Origin of the sequence: Streptomyces sp. NPDC007896 (genome assembly GCF_042959425.1) — a bacterium.
Lineage (GTDB): Bacteria > Actinomycetota > Actinomycetes > Streptomycetales > Streptomycetaceae > Streptomyces.
The window spans coordinates 884,335-904,833 of the sequence record NZ_JBIBKX010000001.1; the positions used below are offsets into that span (position 1 = coordinate 884,335).

23 protein-coding genes are annotated in these 20,499 nt (G+C 70.2%); 12 read left to right on the plus strand and 11 right to left on the minus strand.

The genetic code is table 11. The annotated features are described in order from the left end of the window. Positions 1-2 precede the first annotated feature (2 nt). On the minus strand, positions 3-908 hold the full coding sequence (locus ACFZDJ_RS04050; protein ID WP_391055924.1) for an NAD(P)H-binding protein: 906 nt from the start codon (positions 906-908) through the stop codon (positions 3-5). Between the two features lie 149 nt (positions 909-1,057). Here ACFZDJ_RS04050 and ACFZDJ_RS04055 point away from each other — a divergent pair, with 149 nt between their 5' ends. Further along, entirely contained in the window at positions 1,058-2,326 is a 1,269-nt protein-coding gene (locus tag ACFZDJ_RS04055; RefSeq protein ID WP_391055927.1) for an extracellular solute-binding protein, read from the plus strand. Here ACFZDJ_RS04055 and ACFZDJ_RS04060 read toward each other — a convergent pair. Then, the gene (locus tag ACFZDJ_RS04060; RefSeq protein WP_390927664.1) at positions 2,235-2,783 is read right to left on the minus strand and encodes an ATP-binding protein; all 549 of its coding nucleotides are present in this window, start codon (positions 2,781-2,783) and stop codon (positions 2,235-2,237) included. The genes ACFZDJ_RS04055 and ACFZDJ_RS04060 overlap by 92 nt on opposite strands. 127 nt (positions 2,784-2,910) lie before the next feature. On the opposite strand from ACFZDJ_RS04060, the gene ACFZDJ_RS04065 reads away from it, so the two are divergent. The 7 genes from ACFZDJ_RS04065 to ACFZDJ_RS04095 all read left to right on the plus strand — a co-directional run bounded on the left by ACFZDJ_RS04065 (position 2,911) and on the right by ACFZDJ_RS04095 (position 7,404). After that, positions 2,911-3,750 (plus strand): Scr1 family TA system antitoxin-like transcriptional regulator, encoded by an 840-nt coding sequence (locus tag ACFZDJ_RS04065; RefSeq protein WP_390927662.1) that lies wholly within the window; start codon positions 2,911-2,913, stop codon positions 3,748-3,750. Further along, complete coding sequence (locus ACFZDJ_RS04070) at positions 3,747-3,938, plus strand: DUF397 domain-containing protein (protein ID WP_391055930.1); 192 nt, start codon at positions 3,747-3,749, stop codon at positions 3,936-3,938. The genes ACFZDJ_RS04065 and ACFZDJ_RS04070 overlap by 4 nt, the downstream gene beginning before the upstream one ends. A gap of 70 nt (positions 3,939-4,008) precedes the next feature. Then, a complete protein-coding gene (locus ACFZDJ_RS04075) occupies positions 4,009-4,911 on the plus strand; it encodes a helix-turn-helix domain-containing protein (RefSeq protein ID WP_391055932.1) in 903 nt (300 codons plus the stop codon). 82 nt (positions 4,912-4,993) lie between these two features. Then, a complete protein-coding gene (locus ACFZDJ_RS04080; protein ID WP_382178253.1) occupies positions 4,994-5,422 on the plus strand; it encodes an organic hydroperoxide resistance protein in 429 nt (142 codons plus the stop codon). Positions 5,423-5,531: 109 nt separating this feature from the next. After that, complete coding sequence (locus ACFZDJ_RS04085; RefSeq protein ID WP_391055935.1) at positions 5,532-6,308, plus strand: intradiol ring-cleavage dioxygenase; 777 nt, start codon at positions 5,532-5,534, stop codon at positions 6,306-6,308. Between the two features lie 115 nt (positions 6,309-6,423). Further along, positions 6,424-6,636: a hypothetical protein gene (locus ACFZDJ_RS04090; RefSeq protein WP_143601534.1), complete on the plus strand. Its 213-nt coding sequence runs from the start codon at positions 6,424-6,426 to the stop codon at positions 6,634-6,636. Between the two features lie 27 nt (positions 6,637-6,663). Continuing rightward, positions 6,664-7,404: a DUF2637 domain-containing protein gene (locus tag ACFZDJ_RS04095; protein WP_168508503.1), complete on the plus strand. Its 741-nt coding sequence runs from the start codon at positions 6,664-6,666 to the stop codon at positions 7,402-7,404. A 28-nt stretch (positions 7,405-7,432) separates the two neighbouring features. On the opposite strand, the gene ACFZDJ_RS04100 is transcribed toward ACFZDJ_RS04095, so the two are convergent. The 4 genes from ACFZDJ_RS04100 to ACFZDJ_RS04115 form a co-directional block, all read right to left on the minus strand. Then, a complete protein-coding gene (locus ACFZDJ_RS04100; RefSeq protein WP_391055937.1) occupies positions 7,433-8,371 on the minus strand; it encodes a sigma-70 family RNA polymerase sigma factor in 939 nt (312 codons plus the stop codon). An 86-nt stretch (positions 8,372-8,457) separates the two neighbouring features. Further along, positions 8,458-9,840 (minus strand): carotenoid oxygenase family protein, encoded by a 1,383-nt coding sequence (locus ACFZDJ_RS04105; RefSeq protein ID WP_391055940.1) that lies wholly within the window; start codon positions 9,838-9,840, stop codon positions 8,458-8,460. Next, the gene (locus ACFZDJ_RS04110) at positions 9,837-10,538 is read right to left on the minus strand and encodes an alpha/beta fold hydrolase (protein WP_391055943.1); all 702 of its coding nucleotides are present in this window, start codon (positions 10,536-10,538) and stop codon (positions 9,837-9,839) included. Before ACFZDJ_RS04110 ends, ACFZDJ_RS04105 begins: the two co-directional genes overlap by 4 nt. Positions 10,539-10,575: 37 nt before the next feature. Beyond that, positions 10,576-11,154 (minus strand): hypothetical protein, encoded by a 579-nt coding sequence (locus tag ACFZDJ_RS04115; protein WP_168508507.1) that lies wholly within the window; start codon positions 11,152-11,154, stop codon positions 10,576-10,578. A 173-nt stretch (positions 11,155-11,327) separates the two neighbouring features. Here ACFZDJ_RS04115 and ACFZDJ_RS04120 point away from each other — a divergent pair, with 173 nt between their 5' ends. Further along, positions 11,328-11,744 (plus strand): nuclear transport factor 2 family protein, encoded by a 417-nt coding sequence (locus tag ACFZDJ_RS04120; RefSeq protein ID WP_391055946.1) that lies wholly within the window; start codon positions 11,328-11,330, stop codon positions 11,742-11,744. Between the two features lie 13 nt (positions 11,745-11,757). Here ACFZDJ_RS04120 and ACFZDJ_RS04125 read toward each other — a convergent pair whose 3' ends face one another. Together ACFZDJ_RS04125 and ACFZDJ_RS04130 are read right to left on the minus strand one after the other, a co-directional pair. Further along, positions 11,758-12,150, minus strand: coding sequence for a VOC family protein (locus ACFZDJ_RS04125; protein WP_391055948.1), 393 nt, complete (start codon positions 12,148-12,150; stop codon positions 11,758-11,760). A 4-nt stretch (positions 12,151-12,154) separates the two neighbouring features. Next, positions 12,155-12,667, minus strand: coding sequence for a DUF664 domain-containing protein (locus ACFZDJ_RS04130; RefSeq protein ID WP_391055951.1), 513 nt, complete (start codon positions 12,665-12,667; stop codon positions 12,155-12,157). Positions 12,668-12,776: 109 nt separating this feature from the next. Between ACFZDJ_RS04130 and ACFZDJ_RS04135 the strand changes: the two genes are divergently transcribed. Continuing rightward, a complete protein-coding gene (locus ACFZDJ_RS04135; protein ID WP_391055953.1) occupies positions 12,777-13,847 on the plus strand; it encodes an alpha-hydroxy-acid oxidizing protein in 1,071 nt (356 codons plus the stop codon). Positions 13,848-14,085: 238 nt separating this feature from the next. On the opposite strand, the gene ACFZDJ_RS04140 is transcribed toward ACFZDJ_RS04135, so the two are convergent. After that, positions 14,086-14,220 carry a hypothetical protein gene (locus ACFZDJ_RS04140; protein WP_391056916.1) on the minus strand — a complete coding sequence of 45 codons (135 nt, stop codon included), beginning with the start codon at positions 14,218-14,220 and terminating at the stop codon, positions 14,086-14,088. A 55-nt stretch (positions 14,221-14,275) separates the two neighbouring features. On the opposite strand from ACFZDJ_RS04140, the gene ACFZDJ_RS04145 reads away from it, so the two are divergent. Continuing rightward, positions 14,276-14,704, plus strand: coding sequence for a DUF4232 domain-containing protein (locus ACFZDJ_RS04145; protein WP_390928670.1), 429 nt, complete (start codon positions 14,276-14,278; stop codon positions 14,702-14,704). Positions 14,705-14,929: 225 nt separating this feature from the next. Beyond that, the gene (locus tag ACFZDJ_RS04150) at positions 14,930-17,923 is read left to right on the plus strand and encodes a beta-galactosidase (protein ID WP_391055956.1); all 2,994 of its coding nucleotides are present in this window, start codon (positions 14,930-14,932) and stop codon (positions 17,921-17,923) included. On the opposite strand, the gene ACFZDJ_RS04155 is transcribed toward ACFZDJ_RS04150, so the two are convergent. Together ACFZDJ_RS04155 and ACFZDJ_RS04160 are read right to left on the minus strand one after the other, a co-directional pair. Further along, a complete protein-coding gene (locus tag ACFZDJ_RS04155) occupies positions 17,916-19,421 on the minus strand; it encodes an alpha-L-arabinofuranosidase C-terminal domain-containing protein (protein ID WP_390927639.1) in 1,506 nt (501 codons plus the stop codon). The genes ACFZDJ_RS04150 and ACFZDJ_RS04155 overlap by 8 nt on opposite strands. Before the next feature lie 94 nt (positions 19,422-19,515). Continuing rightward, positions 19,516-20,484 (minus strand): family 43 glycosylhydrolase, encoded by a 969-nt coding sequence (locus ACFZDJ_RS04160; RefSeq protein ID WP_391055959.1) that lies wholly within the window; start codon positions 20,482-20,484, stop codon positions 19,516-19,518. Between the last annotated feature and the right edge of the window lie 15 nt (positions 20,485-20,499).

Here is a 20,499-nt window from a genome sequence, read left to right on the forward strand (position 1 = left end):
GATCAGCCCAGGTAGAAGTCCCTGCGCGCGGCCACGAACGCCTCGATCGTCTGGGCAGGCACGCCCGTGACGCGTTCGACGTCGTCGGATGCGCGGTCGTAGCGGTTCTCCCGGTGCAGTCGGGCCATGGTGGCGATGTGCTGTTCGGTATGCGGCGGCAGGCCCGCCTCGGCGAGCACCTCGGTCCGCCACTGGCCCAAAGGCACGTCGACATAGGACACCGGACGCCCCAGCGCCCGTGAGAACTCCTCGGCCATCTCGGTCATGTCGACGGTGCGTGGCCCGGTCAGCTCGTAGACGTGCCCGATGTGCGGGGCCGGGTCGCGGAGCACGGTGGCGACGACCCGGGCGACGTCGTCCACGGCGACCGGCGAGGTGCGTCCGGTGCCGAACGGCAGCGCGATCGTGCCGTTGTCCCGGATCGACCGCGCCGCCAGTGTGGTGAACAGCGGATTGTCCAGGAACGCCGTCGGCCGGATGTGGACCACTGGCAGTCCCGACCAGTTCAGTACCTGCTCCGACAGCCAGTGCAGCCGCTGCTGGTGCGACTCCCCGGTGCTGGTGGCGGTCATCTGCGACACCGTCATCTGGGACATGTCGACCAGGCCGTCCAGCTCCCCCTGCTCGCGCGCCACGCTGGCCACGACGGCCGCCGCCAGCAGCTGGTCCGGCGACACGGGCATCGCGAAGTACACCCGCCCGACACCCTCCAGCGCGGCGGCGACGGTCTCGGGCCGGGTCAGGTCTCCGATGACGACCTCCGCGCCGAGCACGCGCAACTCGGCAGCACGATCGTCGTCGCGGCGGACCATCACCCGCACGGGCACGTCCCGCGCGCGCAGCTGGTCGAGGACCGTGCGGCCCACGTCACCGGCGTTGGAGATGAGAACAAGATTGCTGGCAACCAACGGTCGATCTCCTTGTGAGTCGTTGACGGCGCCCATGAGATCACCTGTCCCGTCACACCACCGGAACCAAAACGCAACGGCGGCGGCCCTGTGGCCACCGCCCCTCCCGGCCTACGATCAACGCTCTTCGTCCAGGAGGGGTGGGAGCCGTGCGTCGCAGAGCCCGGATCATGATGACGATGACGGCCGCGCTGGGCCTCACGGTGGGCGTGAGCGGCTGCGGCAAGGACTCCGGGTCGGAGGCGAAGACCACGACCCTCACCGTCGTCGCCACGAACTACGGCGACAGCGTCCACAAGAACTCCGTCGGCTTCTGGGACCGCGTCGGTCTCGCCTTCCAGGCCGCCCATCCCGACATCCGGGTGGAGACGAAGGTCTACCCGGCCGACGAGGTCGACGCGAAGGTCGCCGCGCTCGTCAAGCAGGGCAGGGCGCCGGACGTCGTGCAGACCGACAGCTACGCCGAGTACGCGGCCAAGGGCATGCTCTACCGGGCGGACGAGCTGCTGTCGATCTCCGCCCAGGGCAGCTTCGTACCGAGCCTCGCCGAGGCCGGGCAGGTGCGCCGCGTCCAGTACGGCCTGCCGTTCACGGCGAGCACCCGCCTCCTGTACTACAACAAGGACCTCTTCTCCCGGGCGGGCCTGAAGCCCCCCACCACCTGGCAGCAACTCCTCACGGACGCCCGCGTGTTGAAGGCCATGGGCGTGACGTACCCGATCGCGCTGCCCCTCGGCCCGGAGGAGGCGGAGGCCGAGACCCTGGCCTGGCTGCTGGCCGGAGGCGGCGGCTACACCGACAACAGCGGCAGCTACGCCCTCACCTCCAAGGAGAACGTCTCCACGCTGAAGTGGCTGCGCTCCTCCCTCGTCGCCGAAGGTCTCACGGGCCCGACCCTCCCCGGCAAGCTCAACCGCGGCGCCGCCCTCCAGGCCTTCATGGACGGCAAGGCGGCCATGGTCAACGCCCCGCTCTCCCTGATGCGCCAGATCGAGGACTCGACCCTGAGCGTCCCCTACGGCACCGTCGCGCTCCCGAGCCGCACCGGCCGGACCGTGCCGACCATGGGCACGGCCGACTGGACGATCGCCTTCCGCTCGGCCGGCCACCGCGAGGAGACGGGCAAGTTCCTCGACTTCCTCTACGGCGACAAGTACGTCACCCAGCAGGCCGCCGAGTACCAGCTCCTGCCCGTGACCACCGCGGCGAGCGCCGCCATGCGCGAGGACAAGCAGTACAGCAAGCTCTGGAACGGCCTGGACGCCCTGGACAACATGGAGCTCTACCCCCTCTCCGAGACCAACTGGTCCCAGGTGGCGGCGTCGATCAGGGCACAGATCGGCAAGTCGGTGGCTCCGGGCGGGGATCCGGAGGCGGTGCTGTCGTCGATCGGGAAGGCGACACGCTCGACCTCCTGACCAGGGACAGCCACCTGGGCAGGTCCACCTCGGCACGGACGGTCTTGCCGGGCGGCTCCCGGTCCAGCACCTCCCACCGGTCGGCGAGCGCCTCGACGAGTACGAGGCCCCGACCGCCTTCGTCGAGGGGGCGGGCGGCCGGTACGTCACCGGGTCCCGGCGGACGCGGCCCACTGCGCGTGTCGGTGACCTCGACGCGGACGCTGCCCGTGACGAGCGACAGCCGCAGCTCGAAGTCCCGCCCCGGTACGCGCCCGTGCGTGACCGCGTTGGCGGCCAGCTCGGCGACGATCACGGCGACGGCGTCGGAGACGTCCGTGCCGTGCGGGATGCCCCAGGCGTGCAGCTGGTGCAGGGCGAGGTGACGTGCGAGGCGGGCGCCGCGCGGGGTGGCACTGAGGCGCTGCGTGAACACACGTACGGTAACCGGGTGTTGGGGGGTGGATGGTGCGGTCATGGGCCCAATCTGACGGTGATCGAGGCACTTCACCAGGTCGGCGCCGCGTACGCTGCGCGAGCGTACGCGGTGACGGACTGGACAGTACCGGTCACTGGGCGTGACCATGGGGTGCGGGAGGTGACCCATGGTGGTCGATGGTGCGGTGGGGACGGGTGGAGAGCCCGAGTCGTCGGACAGTCTGCGGACGTTCGGGGCGGTCGTACAGGCCCTGCGGGAGCATGCGGGGCTGAGCCGGGAGGAGTTCGGGGAACGGGTGCGGTTCTCCAAACACACGGTGGCGTCGGTGGAGCTGGGGCGGAGGATGCCGGATCCGACGTTCGTCGAGCGGGCGGAGGAGGTGTTGGGCAACACCGGGGCGTTACGGAAGGCGGCGGGGCATCTGGCGAGGCAGCCGGGGTTGGCGGCGTGGTTTCGGCAGTGGGCGCGGTTGGAGACGACCGCGATCACTCTCTATACCTATGAGTGCCGGTTGATTCCGGGTCTGTTGCAGACGGAGGGGTATGCGCGGCAGCTGTTCACCGATCGGTTGCCGTCCCTGGACGACGAGCAGATCGAGGCCCAGTGGGCAGCGCGGGCCGAGCGTCAAAGGCTGTTGCGAGAGCGACCGAACACCGCCTTCAGCTTCATCCTCGAAGAGCACTTGTTCCTGCGGCGTACAGGCGGAGTCGAGGTCACGCGCGAGCTCATCGACCATGTACTGGAGGTCTCCGCGCTGCGGAACGTCGAGGTCCAGATCATGCCGTTGGTGCTGGAGTCGCATGCCGGAATGGCGGGCCCCCTCCAGCAGCTGGAGACCCCCGACAACAAGTGGTACGCCTACAACGAAGCCCAGCGCGGCGGCCTGTTCTTCTCCGACCCAAAAGAGATCAGCGTCCTCCAGCGGCGGTATGCCAGGATGCGTTCGCAGGCTCTCACCCTTCAGGACTCCGTGAGCCTGCTGGAGCGGATGCGAGGAGCGCTATGAGCACGTCCGAACTGGCCTGGTTCAAGAGCAGCTACAGCAGCAGCGGCGACGGCGACTGCGTCGAGGTCGCCACCTGCCCCCGTACCATCCACGTCCGCGACTCCAAGAACACGGACGGCCCCCACCTCACCCTCTCCCCCACCACCTGGGCCGACTTCCTCAACTACGCCTCCGCCAACCACCGCTGAACCGACGGAGTCACAACGTGTCACTGGGAGGGGCAGGCTACCCACGCCCGACCCGCCCATACTCAAGTCCATGAACAGCAAGGACCAGCTCGGTCGATTCCTCCGTACGCGTCGCGCGCAGCTGCGGCCCGCCGACGTCGGGCTCTCGACGTTCGGGGAGCGTCGGCGCGTGCCCGGGCTGCGGCGCGACGAGCTGGCCCAGCTGGCGGGGGTGAGCCAGTCCTACTACACGCGGCTGGAGCAGGGACTGTCCCTCAACGCCTCCGTGGAGGTACTGGACGCGATCGCCCGGGCGCTCCGCCTGGACGAGACCGAACACCGCCACCTGCACGACCTCGCCGGGGTGGTGCGCAAGAGCGGCAGGAGTCGGCCCCGCCGCCCCGCACCCGAGCGTGTCTCCGAGGCGACGAGGCAGCTGATCGCCGCCTTCGGGGACACCCCGGTGATCGTGCTCGGCCGCCGGAGCGACGTCCTGGCATGGAACCGCACCGGGCACGCGCTGTTCGCCGGGCATCTCGATCCGGACAGTCCCGAGCAGCCGGCCCGGCGCCCCAACACCGCACGGCTGGTCTTCCTGGATCCGCACACGCGTGATCTGTACGAGGACTGGCCGCGCAAGGCCAGGGACGCGGTGGGCAAGCTGCGGCTCGCGGTCGGGGAGTACCCCGACGATCCGGAGCTGGCCGAGCTGATCGGTCACCTGACGATGAAAAGCCGGGAGTTCACCACCCTCTGGTCCGAACACCGCGTTCGCGCCTGGGACATCGCGACACACCGGATGCGGCATCCTCTGGTCGGCCCGATGGACGTCGTCCAGCAGGCGATGCCGGTCCCGAACGAGCCGGGGCAGCGCATCGTCGCGGTCACCGCGGCGGCGGAGTCCTCCTCGCAGGCAGCACTGACCCTGCTCGCCCAGGTCACCGCCCCGCGCACGCGGACGGCCGCCGACACGGATTCCGTTTCCGTCCAGTAGCCGGGGTGATCCTCACCCCTCTCTTCGGCATGCCCACGCGTGCCTACTCAAACCTGCCCAAGTCCAGCCAGAAGGAGACACCATGTCCACCACCACGCTCTACACCACCGAGGCCCTCTCGACCGGCGACGGCCGCAACGGGGAGGTCCGTAGCCTCGACGGAGTCCTCGACGAGGTCCTCGCCGTGCCGAAGGAGATGGGCGGCCCCGGCGGCGACAGGACCAACCCCGAGCAGCTCTTCGCCGCGGGCTACGCGGCCTGCTTCCACAACGGACTGCGGCTGATCGCGGCCCAGCAGGATGTGAAGGTGCCCGGTTCCACCGTCACGTCGACCGTGAGCCTGCTCAGCAAGGAGGACGGGGGCTTCACCCTGGCCGTGAAGCTGTCGGTCCACCTGCCCGGCGTGGAGCAGGCGACCGCCGACCAGCTCGTGCAGACCACGCACCAGGTCTGCCCCTACTCCAACGCCACACGGGGGAACATCGACGTGACCCTCGAAGCGACCGTCTGAGGCAACCCGACCCAGACCCGGTTCACGTGTCTCACAAGGAACTTGACGGCTCATCACTTTGCCGTACTGACAGCTGACCAACAGCATCCGTTCCTAATCTGCCGTGTTCATGACAGACACTTCAGGAGCAGCCCACCCGATCGGGCGCCGTACGGTGCTGATCGCCACCGGCGCCACGGCCGCCACCCTGGCCGTGGGCGCCGCCGCACCGGAAGCCCCCACAACCGACACGGCCAAGACGGTGGACTCGGCCCCCGTCGCCGCGGCGGCCGTCTGCACCCTCACCAAGGAGATGACCGAAGGCCCCTACTACCTGGACGGCGCCCTGGTCCGCGCCGACATCACCGAGAGCAAGCCGGGCGTCCCGCTCAAGCTCGCGCTCACCGTCGTCGACGACGACACCTGCGTCCCGCTCTCCGGCGCCCTCGTGGAGATCTGGCACTGCGACGCGCTGGGCGAGTACTCCGGCTTCGTCGGCAACAACGGCCACAGCGAACCGGACGACGGTTCGTTCCTGCGGGGCGGCGTCCTCACCAACGCCGGCGGCGTCGCGAACCTCACCACGATCTACCCCGGCTGGTACCGGGGCCGCTGCATCCACATCCACCTCAAGGTGCACACGGGAGTCACGCTCACCTCGGACGGCAGCTTCACCGGCGGCCGGGAACTCCACACCGGCCAGCTCTTCTTCAACGAAACGATCACCACGGCGGTGGCCAGGATCTCCCCGTACTCCACGAACACGGTCACCCGCACCACCCTCGCCCAGGACTCGATCTACGACGACGGAGGCGCCGCGTCCGGCCTCCTCACCCTGACGGCCCTGGGCAGCACGGCCGCGTCGGGCTACACGGGCACGCTGACGGTCGGCGTCGAAACGAGCTGACGTCCGCCCCACGAACCCCCGCAACGGGCCCCGCCGGAACCGGCGGGGCCCTCGCCTCGATAACACCACGATCATCTCAATTGATCTATGGATCTATGGACGTACATTCCCCTGAATGACCGAATGCCTTACGCCCTATGGTGCTCGTTATTCAGCCGTGACGACAAAAGATATGCACGCAAACGACTGGCTCGATACCGCCGACGGGAGGGCACGCCTGGAGCACTGCGCGGACCTGCTCGAGGAGTTCCTCAAGGCCATGACCCGCATGGAAAGCGAATACCTGCGGGCCACGTGGGACGGACACACCGCAGACGGATCCCGCTGAGCCAGGGCGCAAAGGAGCTGCAGACAGATGGACTGGACTCAGGACGATCCCACCCTCCGCGACATTCAGTTCGATCCGCGAGCCACCGCCTATGATCCGCTGAACCCACCGTTCACCGGCGCCGATCCGCTCGGGACGCAACACTTCTGGCGCGTCCCCGAGCCCGCGATCGAGCCGGACGCGTGGGATCCGGACGAAGAGCTGGCGCAGATGCTGTACACGACGTCGAGCGTGACGCCCGCCGCTCCGGCCCCGCCGCACAGCCACGCCCAGCCGCGCCGCCCGGTCAACCGGCGCAGGCCCCGGCCGGGATTCCACGCCATTGCCGCTAAACACAGGATCATCACGGTTGTTTTCCTGGTCGTAATGATCATTGTATCCGCAGTGATGATGCTGGGATGGTCCGTCTCTTATTCATACAACCAACTGCGTGGCATTTCATTGCTGGTCGTTTCGGCAAAGTTGGCGCGATGGTGGCCACTCATGGTGTACGGACCGTGGCTCGTGGCAGGTCTGTCCATTCTTCGAGCGTCCGTTCAGCACCGGAGCGCCAGACGGTCCTGGTCCGTGATGCTGATCGCCTCCGCCACGGCGGTCGCCCTCTGCGTCGGCCAGTCCCCGCGCTCCCTGCTGGCGATGGTCGTCGTCGGAATCCCACCCATCACCGCCCTGATCTGCTTCCGGGAACTCGTCGGCCAGATCTCGCCCCAGCATGGACCCCGGCACGCCTGCCACACGCTGAAGCGGCCCAAGCAGCCAAGACCGTGATCGTCACTGCCCCCCGCCGGAACCACACTCACCGCGGAGGTTCGGGAAAGACCACCCGTAGTCGTTGAACTCTTCTGTCCCGCCGGAACATGAGCCAGGCGAGGGTCGGCGGGCAGGGGCTGACGGCGCCGACGGGGTTGATGACGTCCATCTCCCAGATGGCGATGTCCCGGCTGGCCACCACATGGCGCAGGTGCTGACGCACCCCGGATTCCCGGTTCTGCCGCATGGCCGGGAAGGGGTGGGTGCGTTCTCCTGTTCGGCTGAGCGCACCGACCAGTTCGGTCTCGGCCGGCCACAGCTCGGCTATCTCCCGGGGCAGGTTGCCACGCGCGGCACCCCGCAAGGTCTCCAGGGCCTCCTGCCTGCTCTCCTCGGTGAGAACGGAAGCGTCGTCGTGCGCGTGGGCGGCGGTCGACAACAGCACCTGGGCCAGCTTCGCCCTGGCCTGGTTGAGCCGGCTGCGCACCGTGCCGACCGGTATCTCACAGGCGGCGGCGATCTCCTGGTACGACGTGATGCCGCTGAAGTGCCGCAGCATCAGCACCAGCCGCAGCTGCTCGGGCAGTTCCTCCACCGCGTCCCAGATCCAGTCCCGCATCGCGTGCTGCTCGACGACCCGCTCCGGGTGCGACGGCTCGTGATCACACGGGTGCAGGTGGTCGAGGCCGTCCAGGCCGGGCGTCTCCCGGGTGACACGCAGCCGCATGCGGGCGGCGTTGCGCACGATCGCCCGCAGCCACGCCCCCACGGCCGCGGGATCCCGTACGTCCCCGATGCGTCGCAGCGCGGTCAGTGCGGCGTCCTGCACCGCGTCCTCCGCGTCGGGGCCGTAGCCGAGCAGGCTCATCGCCACCGCGCGCATCGGCGCCTGGTGGCGAGCCAGCAGCAGCCCGAGGGCTCCGGTCTCGCCGGCTTGCGCCCGGCGGGTGAGTTCCTCGTCCGTGGGTGAGGTGAGGGGCATCATGTCCGAACGCCTCCGTCGCGATGGCGATGCGCGCAGGATAGAGCTCCTGCGTCAGGCCGTGGGAGCCCTAGGACCTGTCCAGCCGTTCAGGGCCGCTGGACGGGCTCCGGCAACCAGCTTCCGTGGAACCCCGCCGGGACGGGGTGGGGCAGTTCCACCACGGCCTGGACGGACATCTCCGCGGCGTCGAGGACGAGGAGTTCCCCGGCCTCGCCGTCGTCGTTCGAGACGAGCGACAGGAGCCACCCCTCGTCCTCGCCGGTGCCGTCCACCGCCGGTACGAAGACCGCCTCGCCCGCGTAGCGGCTGCCGGGCGTCTCGTAGGCGTTACTGGTGTGGCGCGTGAGGTCGTGTTTGGCGATGCCGTCACCGGAGACGGTGTAGAGGTAGCGGTTCTCGCGCCCGGTGAGGGTCTCGTTGTGCGTGGGGAACTCGGCGTCGCGGTCGTCCAGTCGGGACTCGGAGGCGCGGCCGGTGGCCGGGTCAAGGGTCCAGCGGTGCAGGACGGCGGAGGCCTGGGAGTGGCCGGGCTCCCTCACCCCGACCAGACCGCCCGGTCCGCTCGCCCCTGTGGAACCGCCGATGTCCGACCAGGTGTGCTGGAAGCCGGCGCGGTCGTAGCGCACCGCGTCCAGCACGACGCGCCCCCGCATATCTTCGTAGGCGTTGCCCACATGGAAGACGTAGCAGGGATCGACGTCGTACCACCGCACGTCGGTGCTGCCTGGCGTACGGGACATGACCCCGAGCCGCGCGCCGTACTCCTCGTCCCACCGGTAGGGCATGCCGCCGCCGGAACCGGCCAGGGTGGGATCGAGGACGACCGGCAGGTCCATCCACACGATGTGGTGCTCGGTGAGGGCGAAGTCGTGCATCATCGTCGGACCCGGCACGTCGACCGGTCGGCTGTCGAGCAGCAGTCCGTCCGCGGTGACCCGGTGGTAGGTGAGGTAGGGCGGGGCGAACCCGGCCCCGAACAGGTGCAGTTCGCCCGTGACCGGGTCCTCCTTGGGGTGAGCGGTCATCGCGGTGGTCAGCCGCCCGCCGAAGTCGTACGGTCCCACGGTCTCCAGCTCCGGGGTGACCCAGTAGGGAAGACCGACCTCGCACAGGGCCAGCACGGTGTCGCCGTGCCGGATCACGTGCGTGTTGGCGGGCGTCGCGGCCAGGTCGACGGTGAAGTCCGCGCGGATGAACGGGTGCCCGTCCAGCTGCCGGGTGCGGATCCAACGGTTGCGGTACCACTCGGCACGTCCGTCGCGCAGCCGGATGCCGTGGAGCATGCCGGGACCGGTGAACCAGTGCCCCTCGTCCTGACCGGGCAGCGGGTTGGGGCCGTTGCGCAGATAGCGGCCGTCCAGGTCGGGCGGCAGGGAGCCCCGCACGGTGAGGTCGGCCGCGCTGTGCTCCCTGGGCACCGGGGCGAAGCGGCCCCGCAGATACAGGGGAAGAGCTGTCTCGTTCGTCACGCGCTCGCTCCCGCGGCGGCCTTCTTGACGAGCGCGGCGACCTCGCCGGGCTTGGACACGTAGACGGCGTGGCTGCCGCCGGTCTCGCTCACCGTCGCGCCCGCCCGCTCGGCCATGGCGCGCTGGGCCGGGGGCGGGATCATGCGGTCGTCGGCGGCGACCAGGTAGAAGCTCGGCTTGGTGCGCCAGGCGGGGAGGCTGACGGTCCCGCCCAACGCGTCCACGCCCCAGGGGACTTGGGAGTCGGCCAGGAAGCGGGCCTCGTCGGCGGGCAGGTCACCGGCGAAGGACGCGGCGAACTTCTCCCGGTCGAGAAAGAGGAACCCGTCGTTCGGGGGCAGGATCGGCGGGACGGGAGCTCCGGGCGGCGGGTCGGCGATGAGGGTGTTGACGGACTCGCCCTTGTCGGGTGCGAGCGCCGCGACGTACACGAGTGCGGACACCTTCTCGTGGGTGCCCGCTTCGGAGATCACCGCGCCGCCGTAGGAGTGTCCGACCAGTACGGTCGGGCCGTCCTGGGCGTCGAGTACCCGCCTGGTCGTGGCGACGTCGCCTTCGAGCGAGAGCGTGGGGTTCTGGACGACGCTGACGGTGTAGCCGTCCGCGCGCAGCAGGTCGTAGACCCCCCTCCAGCCCGATCCGTCGACGAATCCGCCATGGACGAGAACGACGTTCTTTGCTTCCGGGGTGGTGGTCACGATGTGTTTGCTCCTTCTCGTACGGGGAGGGGACGGTCTATCGGGGGACGGCCGTGACCGGCGCCTGGGCGGCCAGCAGACGCGCCTGGGCCCGGGCGGGATGGACCTTCGTGAAGACGGCGGGGCCGACGAGACCGGCGACATGGGCGGCGATGCCCACCCAGGCCGGGGCGTCCACCGCGCCGCAGACGGCCAGGCTGACGCCGATGAAGGTGAAGCCGGCGCCCCAGGCACTGGTGATGTGGTTGTTGACCCGGACGAACTCCGGCATGTCCCAGTACTCGGGGGGTGTCTGGCGCTTGGCGATGCCCAGCGTGAAGGGGCGCCGGATCGCCAGCGTCCCCCAGGCGGTGGCGGCCAGCCAGCCGAAGGAGACGACGTCCGTGTGGTCCGCCAGCGCCGAGCCCGGGTCGGCGACGGCCACGGCGCCGACCACGACGAAGTACGCGACGGTGCTGATCTCCAGGATCAGCGCGTCGAGGCCGACCCCGCGAAAGCGGTCCTGCAGCAGGAGCAGCAGTCCCGACACAAGGCCCGCGATCGCGCCCCAGCGCCAGTCGAAGGACGAGACGACGCCGGCGACGATCCAGGGGACGAATCCGCGCAGATAAGCCATGAAAGTTCCTCGGTGAAATGGAATGGACGGCTACGGAGATGTGCTGTTCCGAAGCCACCCGGTGACCCGACACCGACCAGATGCACGGCAAGCGCGAAAGTTCGAACCCAGAAGTGTGACGCCTGTCACATCCCCATGCCGCACGCGACCGTACGCACACGGAAGGCCCCGCCATGACTCTCGCCACCGAAGACCGCCTGGCCATCGCCGAGTTGGTCTCCCTGCACGGCCACCTCTTCGACGACGGACGCCTCGACGAACTGACGGAACTGTTCACCGAGGACGTCGTCTACGACGTGTCCGCCTTCGGACAGGGCGAGTTGGCCGGGATCGAGGCGATCCGGGACGCGGCACTCGCCCTCGGCGCCGGGAACGCCGTCGCCCATCACGTCACCAACATCGTCATCACCGACGACCTCGGAGACGGCCGCGCGCGGGTGCGGTCCAAAGGACTGGGGGTGATGGCGGACGGCCGGTGCGGATCGGTGTCGTACGAGGACGTGGTGGTGCGGCGTGACGGGGGTTGGCGCATCGCGCGGCGGACGGTGGAGGCGCGACGGGTGCCGTTGAACGGGGTGACGCGCGCGTAGCGCCGGCGCGCGCTCAGCCCGACTTCCCGCGCTCCACGCAGAATTCGTTGCCCTCGGGGTCGGCGAGGGTGACCCAGCCGCCGCCGTCGGGGCGGGTGTGGTCGGCGATCTGCCGGGCGCCGAGGGAGAGGGCGCGGGCGACCTCCTGGGCGCGGGTGCGGCCCTGCGGCTGGAGGTCGAAGTGGATGCGGTTCTTGGCCGACTTGCCCTCGGGGACGCGCACGAAGAGCAGCGTCGGGCCGCCGGACGGGTCGCGCAGGACCGCCTCCGGGTCGCCCGGCTTGTCGTCGTCGTCCAGCGGACGGCCGAGCAACTCGCCCCAGAACAAGGCGAGATCGTACGGATCACCGGTGCAGTCGAAGGTGAGGGTGCGAAGGGTGGGGTTCAACCCGCTTGCTTCGGCCATGAGTTCAGAACCCCGTCACGCCGTCGACCAGTTCCCGGACGATGTCCACGTGCCCGTTGTGCCGGGCGGTCTCCTCGATCAGGTGGAGGAGGATCCAGCGCAGGTCGACGTGCCGGCCGTCGCGGATCGGACGCTTGGCCGTGGTGTTCAGGTCGTGCTCGGCGACCAGGAGACGGTAGCGGGCGCTCTGCTCCTCGTACTCGTCGAGGAGTCGGGGCAACGGCACGTCGACGGCGATCCGCATCTCCGGATCGGGATCGTCGTCGGTCGCGGCCGCGATCGGCCCCGAGTCCTCCTCGCCGAGGAACACCACCTGGATCCAGTAGTGCTCGACCCAGCGCAGGTGGCTGATCAGCCCGCACAGCGTCATCAGCGGGGATCCGGGGAGCGGGGCCTGCCGCGCGCCCTCCGGTGAGACTCCCTCGCACTTGGCGCGGGCGGTGGCACGGACGTAGTCGAGGAAGGTGGTCAGCTGGGTGCGCTCGTCCCACGCGGGGGGCGTATCGGTTCGCGTCATAGGGGTGCAGCATCACGGTCCCGCTCCTCGGTGTCGAGCGAATTAGACCGCCGAGGCGGGTGCCTGGGGCACCCTTGCTTCGTCGTACCGTACGACGAAGGGATGTCAGGTGACAGACATCGGTCGCTGGATCGACGGTCTTCAGGAGCGCGCCGCCGAGGTGCTGCCGGAGGACGTCTACGCGTACTTCCGGCGCGGCGCCGGTCGCGGCATGAGCGTCGCGGAGGCGACCTCGGCCTGGGACCAGTTCCGCTTCCGGGCACGGCTGTTGCGGGACGTCTCGACGTGCGACGCCTCTACGACCGTACTGGGCACGCCCGTTCGTACCCCCGTACTCGTCGCACCCAGCACCCTGCAGCGCAAGGCCCACCCGGACGGGGAGGGCGCCACCGCGCGGGGCGTCGCGGCGGCGGGATCGCTGCTGGCGGTGACCTCGAACACCGCGGTGCCGTTCGCGGACCTGGTGCCGAGCGGGGCCCCGTGGTGGGTGCAGGTGTACGTGGCCCGGGACCCCGTACTGACCATCGAGGCGCTGGAGCGGGCCCTCGCCGCCGGGGCGCGGGCGGTCGTACTGACCGCTGACACGCCGGTCAACGGGGCACGGGGCAAACGTGGAACGCAGGTCGACGATTTCATCGGACCGGAGGACCTGTACGGCAACGTCACCGGGATTCCCTCGCCCGAGGCGGCCGAGCGCGCACCCGATCTGACCCTCGACGTCATCGGCTGGCTGCGTGAACGGGCCCGCGGCCTCCCCATCGTCGTCAAGGGCGTGCTGCGCGGCGACGACGCGCGGGAACTGGTGGCCGCGGGAGCGTCCGGCCTCATCGTCTCGAACCACGGCGGGCGGCAGCTGGACGGGCTGGTGCCCACCGCCTGGGCCCTGCCGGAGGTCGTCGACGCGGTGGCGGGCACGGGAGCCGAGGTCTACGCCGACGGCGGGCTGCGCCGCGGCACCCACATCCTCGCCGCCCTCGCCCTCGGCGCCCGTGCCGTGTTCATCGGCCGGCCCGTCCTGTGGGCACTGACCGTCCGCGGCGCCGCCGGTGTGACCCGCCTGATCGACGACCTCACCGACGAACTCGTCGAGGCGATGAGCCTGACCGGCACACCGAGCGTCCTCGAACTGACCCGCGACCTCCTGTGGGCGGCCCCCCATTCACCGCCGCACAGGCCCTGAATCGGCGAGTCGATCGGGCTGTCCCGAACTGCGCAGTGGGACCTGTTGTGTCACCGTCGTGTCACAGACAGCCCGGCAGGTGAACCCCGGAAGCCGATGACGCGCTCTGAAGCGACGAGTGTCGGTGAGAGACCGGCGCCTGAACCACTTCGGGGGACTTCATGTACGGCATCGGTATCCGCAGAGTCGCGACGGCCATGGTGACCGCTTCGGCGGCCACCCTGCTCATGACCGCGTGTCAGCCGGGCGGGAGCCCGGCGGGGGCGGGCTCTTCGCCGTCGGGTGCTCCGGTCAAGCCGGCGGCATCCACTTCCACTTCCACCTCCAGCTCCACTTCCCCCTCCACCCCGTCCACCCCCGTCACGTCCGTCACGTCCGGCTCCCCGACACACACCACTGCGCCGTCCACCGGTGCGAAGGCCTGCGGCCTGTCGGATCTCAAGGCGTCCATGTACCAGGCCGCGGTGCGGCCGGACGGTACCGGGACCGGCGCGGCGATCGTCGAGTTCACCAACGTGTCCGGCAAGGCGTGCACGGTCCAGGGGTATCCGACCGTGGCGGGGGCGGGCAACGGTTCCCCCGAGAAGAACCGTCCGCTCAAGGTGACCACGACCGGGGGCGCGTCCACGGTGAAGGTCGCGCCGGGCGGGAAGGCGTTTACGAAGCTGACGTTCGTGCAGGTCCAGGGTGAGGCCGACGGCTACTGCAAGTCCGGAGCCACGCCCGCGAGCTATCCGACGCTGGTGGTGGGTGTCCCCAGTGCCGGGGCGCACCAGATCGCGCTGACGGACGGTGTCATCGCCGAGTGCGACGACAAGGTGACGGTCACCGCCCTCACGGCGGCCAAGCCCTCCTGACCCACCCGCCCCGCCCGTGTCGATGGAGCCGATCACCTTGCGCGGCTCCATCCGGCCGCCGGCCGGCAGCGCCCGCGTGCCGACCGGGCGATCTCCGCCGGCGCGACCCCCGTACCGGCCGTACCGCGTAATCCACCCGCGCCGAGCCCCTCATACGGCCATGGGGAGACGCACCGCTGTGGACAATGGCCGCACCCCCGCGCACCTGTCCACGAGAGGCCCCGCATGGTGTTGAGCAGACGTACCTTCAGCGCACTCGCCGGCACCACCGCGCTCGGCCTCACGCTCAGCGGGAGCGACGGCGCCTTCGCCCGCGCGAGCGCCCCCACCGGCCCGGCACCAAAGCCGCCCGGCGCGGACGGCACCCGCCACACCGTGGGCTTCGACAAGTACTCGATGCTGGTCGACGGCAGGCGGGTCGTCCTGTGGTCCGGTGAGGTCCACCCCTTCCGGCTGCCGAGCCCCTCCCTCTGGCGGGACGTCCTGGAGAAGCTGCGCGCCCACGGCTACAACACCATCAGCGTCTACGTCTCCTGGAACTACCACTCCCCCGCGCCCGGACAGTACGACTTCACCGGCGTGCGCGACCTCGACCTGTTCCTGCGCACGGCCGCCGAGACCGGCCTGTACGTGATCCTGCGGCCCGGCCCGTACATCAACGCCGAGGTCGACGCGGGCGGCTTCCCCGGCTGGCTGACCGCCACCCGGGGCACCGCCCGCACCTCCGACCCGACCTATCTGTCGTACGTCGACGAGTGGCTGACCGCCGTGAACCGGATCGCGGCCCGGCACCTCTACACCCACGGCGGCGGCACGATCGTCCTCTACCAGCTGGAGAACGAGTACGCGAACAACGTCACCAGCCCCCGCGGGCTCGACTACATGGCCCACCTCTACACCAAGGTCCGCGCCGACGGCATCGACGTGCCGCTCTTCCACAACGACAAGGGGCGCAACGGGCACTGGGCGCCGGGAACGTTCGACACGGGCGGCGAGAGCGGCCGCTATCTGTACGGCTTCGACGGCTACCCCTCGCCCTTCGCGCCGCCGCCCGACTGGGGCTACTACGGCATCGGCGGTACGAAGGGCGGCTCGACGGCGAGTCCCGAGACCCCAGGGCTGCTGGCCGAGTTCGGCGGCGGCTGGTTCGACCCGTGGGGCGGGGTGGAGTTCGGCGGCAAGGGGTACGCGGAGTCGGCGCGAACGCGTGACGCGGCGTACGAGCGGCGTTTCTACCTCACCAACCTCGCCAACGGCATCAAGATCCACAACGTCTACATGACGTTCGGGGGGACCTCCTGGGGCTGGCTGCCCGCGCCGGTCGTCTACACCTCGTACGACTACGGCGCGGCCCTCGACGAGGCCCGCAGGCCCACCCCGAAGCTGGTCCCCATGCACCAGCTCGGGCAGCTCCTGCACTGCGTGCCCGACCTCGCCAAGCTGGACCGGGCACCCGACGTCCAGGTCGGCGCGAGTGGCGGCGCGTCGGGGGCGGACGCCGGGATCACGGCGTACCACCTGGTCAACCCGGACACCAAGGCGCACTTCCACATCCTGCGCAACGACCGGACCGACGACGTCCTCGCCGCCGTCCCCCTCGCCGGGGTGAGCGTTCCGGTACCGGTCCCCGGCCTCGACGCCCGGCTGCTCGCCACCGGTCTCCCGCTCGGGCGGCGGACGCTGAGGTACTCCAGCGCCCAGCCGATGATGTGGCTCACCGCCGGACGGCAGGACATCGCCGTGTTCACGGGGCGCAAGGGGGAGCCGACACGGACGGCCGTCGAGTGCGCGAGCGAGCCCACGGTCACCGTGCTGGAGGGAGAGGCCGACCACGCGTACACGTCCGGCGCGCTGCGCGTCGACGCCGAACTCGGCGGTCTGACCAGGGTGTTGGTGGAGGGCGGCGGCACGGAGGCCCCCCTCCTCCTGCTGCTCGCCGACGACGAGACGTCCGTACGGCTGTGGCGCCACGACACCCCGTCGGGGCCCGTGCTCGCATACGGCCCGGCGCTCCTGCGCACCGCCGCCCTGCGCGACACGACCGTCCATCTCACCGGGGACACGGTCGAGGCGGCCGACCTGGAGGTGTGGGGGCCGCGCGGGATGAGTGACGTGGTGTGGAACCAGGGCACGTTGAAGGCCAGGGCGACCACCTCCGGGAGTCTGCGGGCCGAGCGGCGGTTGCCGGGGGTCGCGGCCGTCCACCTGCCCGCCTTGGGCAACTGGCGCTTCCACAGCGAGAACCCGGAGTCGGACGCCGAGTTCGACGACTCCGCCTGGAAGGTCGCGGACAGGACCTCCTCGTACAGCACCACCCCCGTACCGGCCGGGCAGCCCGTCCTCTTCGCCGACGACTACGGCTTCCACTACGGAGACGTCTGGTACCGGGGGCGCTTCGAGGAAGCGGGGGCCGCGGGCGCCACCGAGTCGGTGTCCCTCTCGTACGTCACGGGCACACAGGGGCTGCTGATGGCGTGGCTGGACGGGAAGCCGCTGGGCACGCACCGGATGCCGGTGCCGGACAAGTCGACGGTGCGGAAGGGAACTTGGTCCGCCACGGCCACCTTCCCCGTGCGGTACGCGAGCGGACCGCATGTCCTCTCCGTCCTCGTCCGCCGGATGCAGCACGACGAGGACGGCGCGGCGAAGGACACGCACAAGGCCGCGCGGGGCCTCACCGCGGTGACGTTCGCGGGGGCGAGCCCGGCCGTCACCTGGCGGATCCAGGGCCAGACGGCGCCCGACCCGGTGCGGGGACCGCTCAACCACGGCGGCCTGTACGGGGAACGACAGGGCTGGCATCTGCCGGGGTTCGCCGACAGCGGCTGGAAGGCCGTGGACCTCCCGCGGGCGGCGCGCGGGCAGGGTGTCGCCTGGTACCGCACCGGGTTCCGGCTCGCCATCAGCCCGGGCGTGGACGCCTCGATCGGGCTCACCCTCACCGACGACCCGACCCGCGCCTACCGCGTCCAGATCTTCCTGAACGGCTGGAACATGGGCCAGTACATCAACGACGTCGGCCCCCAGCACACCTTCGTCCTGCCCAACGGTGTCCTGCGCACCCGGGGCGCCAACACCCTGGCCCTCGCCGTACTGTCCGACGGCACCACCCCGGCCGGTCCGGGCGAGGTGAAGCTGACGCTGATGGGCAGCGCGGCCGGAGGGGTACCGGTGACACCGGTGGACTCCCCCGGCCGCGCGCACGCGCGCGCTAGCTGAGCCGGATCACGTTCCAGGACAGCGGCTCCAGGACGGCGGTCAGGCTGCCGTCGTCCTGGAGGGTGGTGCCCTCGACGGGGTGCGGGGTGACCCGTTCCTGGTCCTGGAGGGTGTTGCGGGCGTCGGGGTCCGCGTCGGCGATCGCGCTGTGCTCGACGACCGTCGTCAACCCCAGCCGGTTCAGGGCGACTTCGAGCGGCAGCGGCTCGGTCTGGCTGCGGTTGACCGCGAAGACGGTGACCGAGCCGTCCTCGGCGCGCACGGCGGTGGCGTGCAGCAGGTCGACCTCGCCGTACTTCTTCGTCTCGTGCGTCGGCGACACCGGGCGGACGTCGAGGACCTCCCCGCGCCCGTACTTCGCCGCCTGCGCGAACGGGAAGAACGTCGTCTGCCGCCAGGCCGCGCCGCCCGGCTCCGTCATGATCGGCGCGATGACGTTGACGAGCTGGGCGAGACAGGCGACGGTCACCCGGTCCGCGTGCCGCAGCAGCGCGATCAGCAGGGAGCCGAAGACGACCGCGTCCGTGACGGTGTAGACGTCCTCCAGGATGCGCGGGGCCTCCTGCCAGTCCTCGACCGGATGCGGGTTCGGCCGGCTCTGGTACCAGACGTTCCACTCGTCGAAGGAGAGGTTGATCTTCTTCTTGGACTTCAGCCGGGCGCCCACGTGGTCGCAGGTCGCCACCACGTTCTCGATGAAGGACTCGGTGTCGACGGCGGAGGCGAGGAAGGAGTCGCGGTCGCCGTCGGTCTCCTCGTAGTAGGCGTGCAGGGAGATGTGGTCGACGAGGTCGTACGTCTCCGCCAGCACGGTCGCCTCCCACGCGGCGAACGTGTCCATGCTCTGTCCCGACGATCCACACGCGACGAGTTCGAGGTCCGGCTCGATCTGGCGCATCGCGCGGGCGGTCTCGGCGGCGAGACGGCCGTACTCCTCCGCCGTCTTGTGGCCGGTCTGCCAGGGCCCGTCCATCTCGTTGCCCAGACACCACAGGCCGATGCCGAACGGCTCCTTGTCGCCGTGCGCCACCCGCAGGTCCGAACGGGCCGTCCCGCCCGGGTGGTTGGCGTACTCCTGGAGCTCCAGGGCCTCGGCGACCCCGCGCGTGCCGAGGTTGATCGCCATCATCGGCTCGGCCTGGGGACCGATCTTCCTCAGGAACGCGATGTACTCGGACAGCCCGAAGCGGTTGGTCTCGGTGGAGCGCCAGGCGAGGTCGAGGCGGCGGGGCCGTTCCTCCGCGGGGCCCACCCCGTCCTCCCAGTTGTAGCCGGAGACGAAGTTGCCGCCGGGGTAGCGGATGGTGGTGACGCCCAGTTCGCGGACCAGTTCCAGTACGTCGGTGCGGAGGCCTTCGGCGTCTGCGGTGGGGTGGTCGGGTTCGTAGATGCCGGTGTAGACGCAGCGGCCGAGGTGTTCGACGAAGGAGCCGAAGAGACGGGGGTTGACCTCGCCGATGGTGAAGGCGGGGTCGAGGGCGAAGCGGGCGGTACGCATGTTTTCCTTCCGGGGGTTCGGTTTTGTCTGCGGGTTCGGGGAGGGCTGGTCGCGCCCACGCGGCGGAGCCGCATATTGGTACGGCCCCGCGCCCCTAAAGCAAGCTTGGCCAGCCGTTTGCGTTCCAGTTCAGCCTGTTCAGCCCCAGCTTGGGCGTGCCGTTGTCGTCCGCGTCGTAGTAGTGGTACGCCAGCCAGTCCTGGCCTCGGTCGTGGAAGACCGACTCGCCTCCGGTGCCGATGTACCTGCCGTGCCCGGCCAGGAACAGGTCGCCGCCGCCCTCCAGCAGCGGCTTGCCCGTGCTGTCCACGTAGAGGCCCGTCACCGATGCCGATCTGCCGACCCGGATCTTGTACGTCGAGTTCACGCCCGCGCAGCACGCGTCGTAGGAGGCGAAGAGGTAGTAGTAGCGGCCGTGTTCAACGATGTACGGGCCCTCGACCGCGTACGGGGCGTCCGGGCGGGTGGCCAGGTGGTGGACCGTGGCTTCGGGCAGTGCCTTGCCGGTGCTCGGGTCCAGTTCGACCATGCGGACGCCCGTCCAGTACGAGCCGAACGCCATCCACAGTTTGCCGTCGGCCCGGACCACCGCCGGGTCGATGGCGTTCCAGGCGTCGGTGGTCCCCGAGGTGAACGCGGGTCCGTGGTCGGTCCAGGTGCCGGGCATGCCCGTCTTCGACGTGGCCACGCCTATCGCCGAGTGGTTGGTGCCCCAGGAGGAGACGGCGTAGTAGAGCCAGTACCGGCCGTCCCGGTAGGAGAGGTCGGGGGCCCAGGGATCGGCGGTGGAGTTGTAGTCGTACCACCAGGCCGGGGGCGTGGTGAAGGCGTTGCCCGCGTCGTCCCAGTGGTGGAGGTCGGTGGAGAGGCGGGCGCCGATGACTCCGCCGGTGGAGTAGGCGACGTAGCGGCCGTTCCTGAGGTGGGTGACCGTGGGGTCGTGGATGATCTGCTGGCCGGTGAGCGGGAGGGGGTCGGGGTAGGTGACGTCGGCCGACGCGGTGGACGGGAGCAGGGCGATGGTGGCCGCGGCGAGCAGCGCGGCGAGCCTGAAGCGCTTCAACTCACACTCTCCTCA

Bases quoted from the DNA above. Each gene is read 5' to 3' on its own strand.
- ACFZDJ_RS04070 (WP_391055930.1), top strand. From the start codon at position 3,747: ATGAGCACGTCCGAACTGGCCTGGTTCAAGAGCAGCTACAGCAGCAGC.
- ACFZDJ_RS04065 (WP_390927662.1), top strand. From the start codon at position 2,911: ATGGTGGTCGATGGTGCGGTGGGGACGGGTGGAGAGCCCGAGTCGTCG.
- ACFZDJ_RS04125 (WP_391055948.1), bottom strand. From the start codon at position 12,150: ATGGCCGAAGCAAGCGGGTTGAACCCCACCCTTCGCACCCTCACCTTC.
- ACFZDJ_RS04100 (WP_391055937.1), bottom strand. From the start codon at position 8,371: ATGATGCCCCTCACCTCACCCACGGACGAGGAACTCACCCGCCGGGCG.
- ACFZDJ_RS04115 (WP_168508507.1), bottom strand. From the start codon at position 11,154: ATGGCTTATCTGCGCGGATTCGTCCCCTGGATCGTCGCCGGCGTCGTC.
- ACFZDJ_RS04150 (WP_391055956.1), top strand. From the start codon at position 14,930: ATGGTGTTGAGCAGACGTACCTTCAGCGCACTCGCCGGCACCACCGCG.
- ACFZDJ_RS04095 (WP_168508503.1), top strand. From the start codon at position 6,664: ATGGACTGGACTCAGGACGATCCCACCCTCCGCGACATTCAGTTCGAT.
- ACFZDJ_RS04075 (WP_391055932.1), top strand. From the start codon at position 4,009: ATGAACAGCAAGGACCAGCTCGGTCGATTCCTCCGTACGCGTCGCGCG.
- ACFZDJ_RS04120 (WP_391055946.1), top strand. From the start codon at position 11,328: ATGACTCTCGCCACCGAAGACCGCCTGGCCATCGCCGAGTTGGTCTCC.
- ACFZDJ_RS04060 (WP_390927664.1), bottom strand. From the start codon at position 2,783: ATGACCGCACCATCCACCCCCCAACACCCGGTTACCGTACGTGTGTTC.
- ACFZDJ_RS04085 (WP_391055935.1), top strand. From the start codon at position 5,532: ATGACAGACACTTCAGGAGCAGCCCACCCGATCGGGCGCCGTACGGTG.
- ACFZDJ_RS04130 (WP_391055951.1), bottom strand. From the start codon at position 12,667: ATGACGCGAACCGATACGCCCCCCGCGTGGGACGAGCGCACCCAGCTG.
- ACFZDJ_RS04155 (WP_390927639.1), bottom strand. From the start codon at position 19,421: ATGCGTACCGCCCGCTTCGCCCTCGACCCCGCCTTCACCATCGGCGAG.
- ACFZDJ_RS04080 (WP_382178253.1), top strand. From the start codon at position 4,994: ATGTCCACCACCACGCTCTACACCACCGAGGCCCTCTCGACCGGCGAC.
- ACFZDJ_RS04090 (WP_143601534.1), top strand. From the start codon at position 6,424: ATGACCGAATGCCTTACGCCCTATGGTGCTCGTTATTCAGCCGTGACG.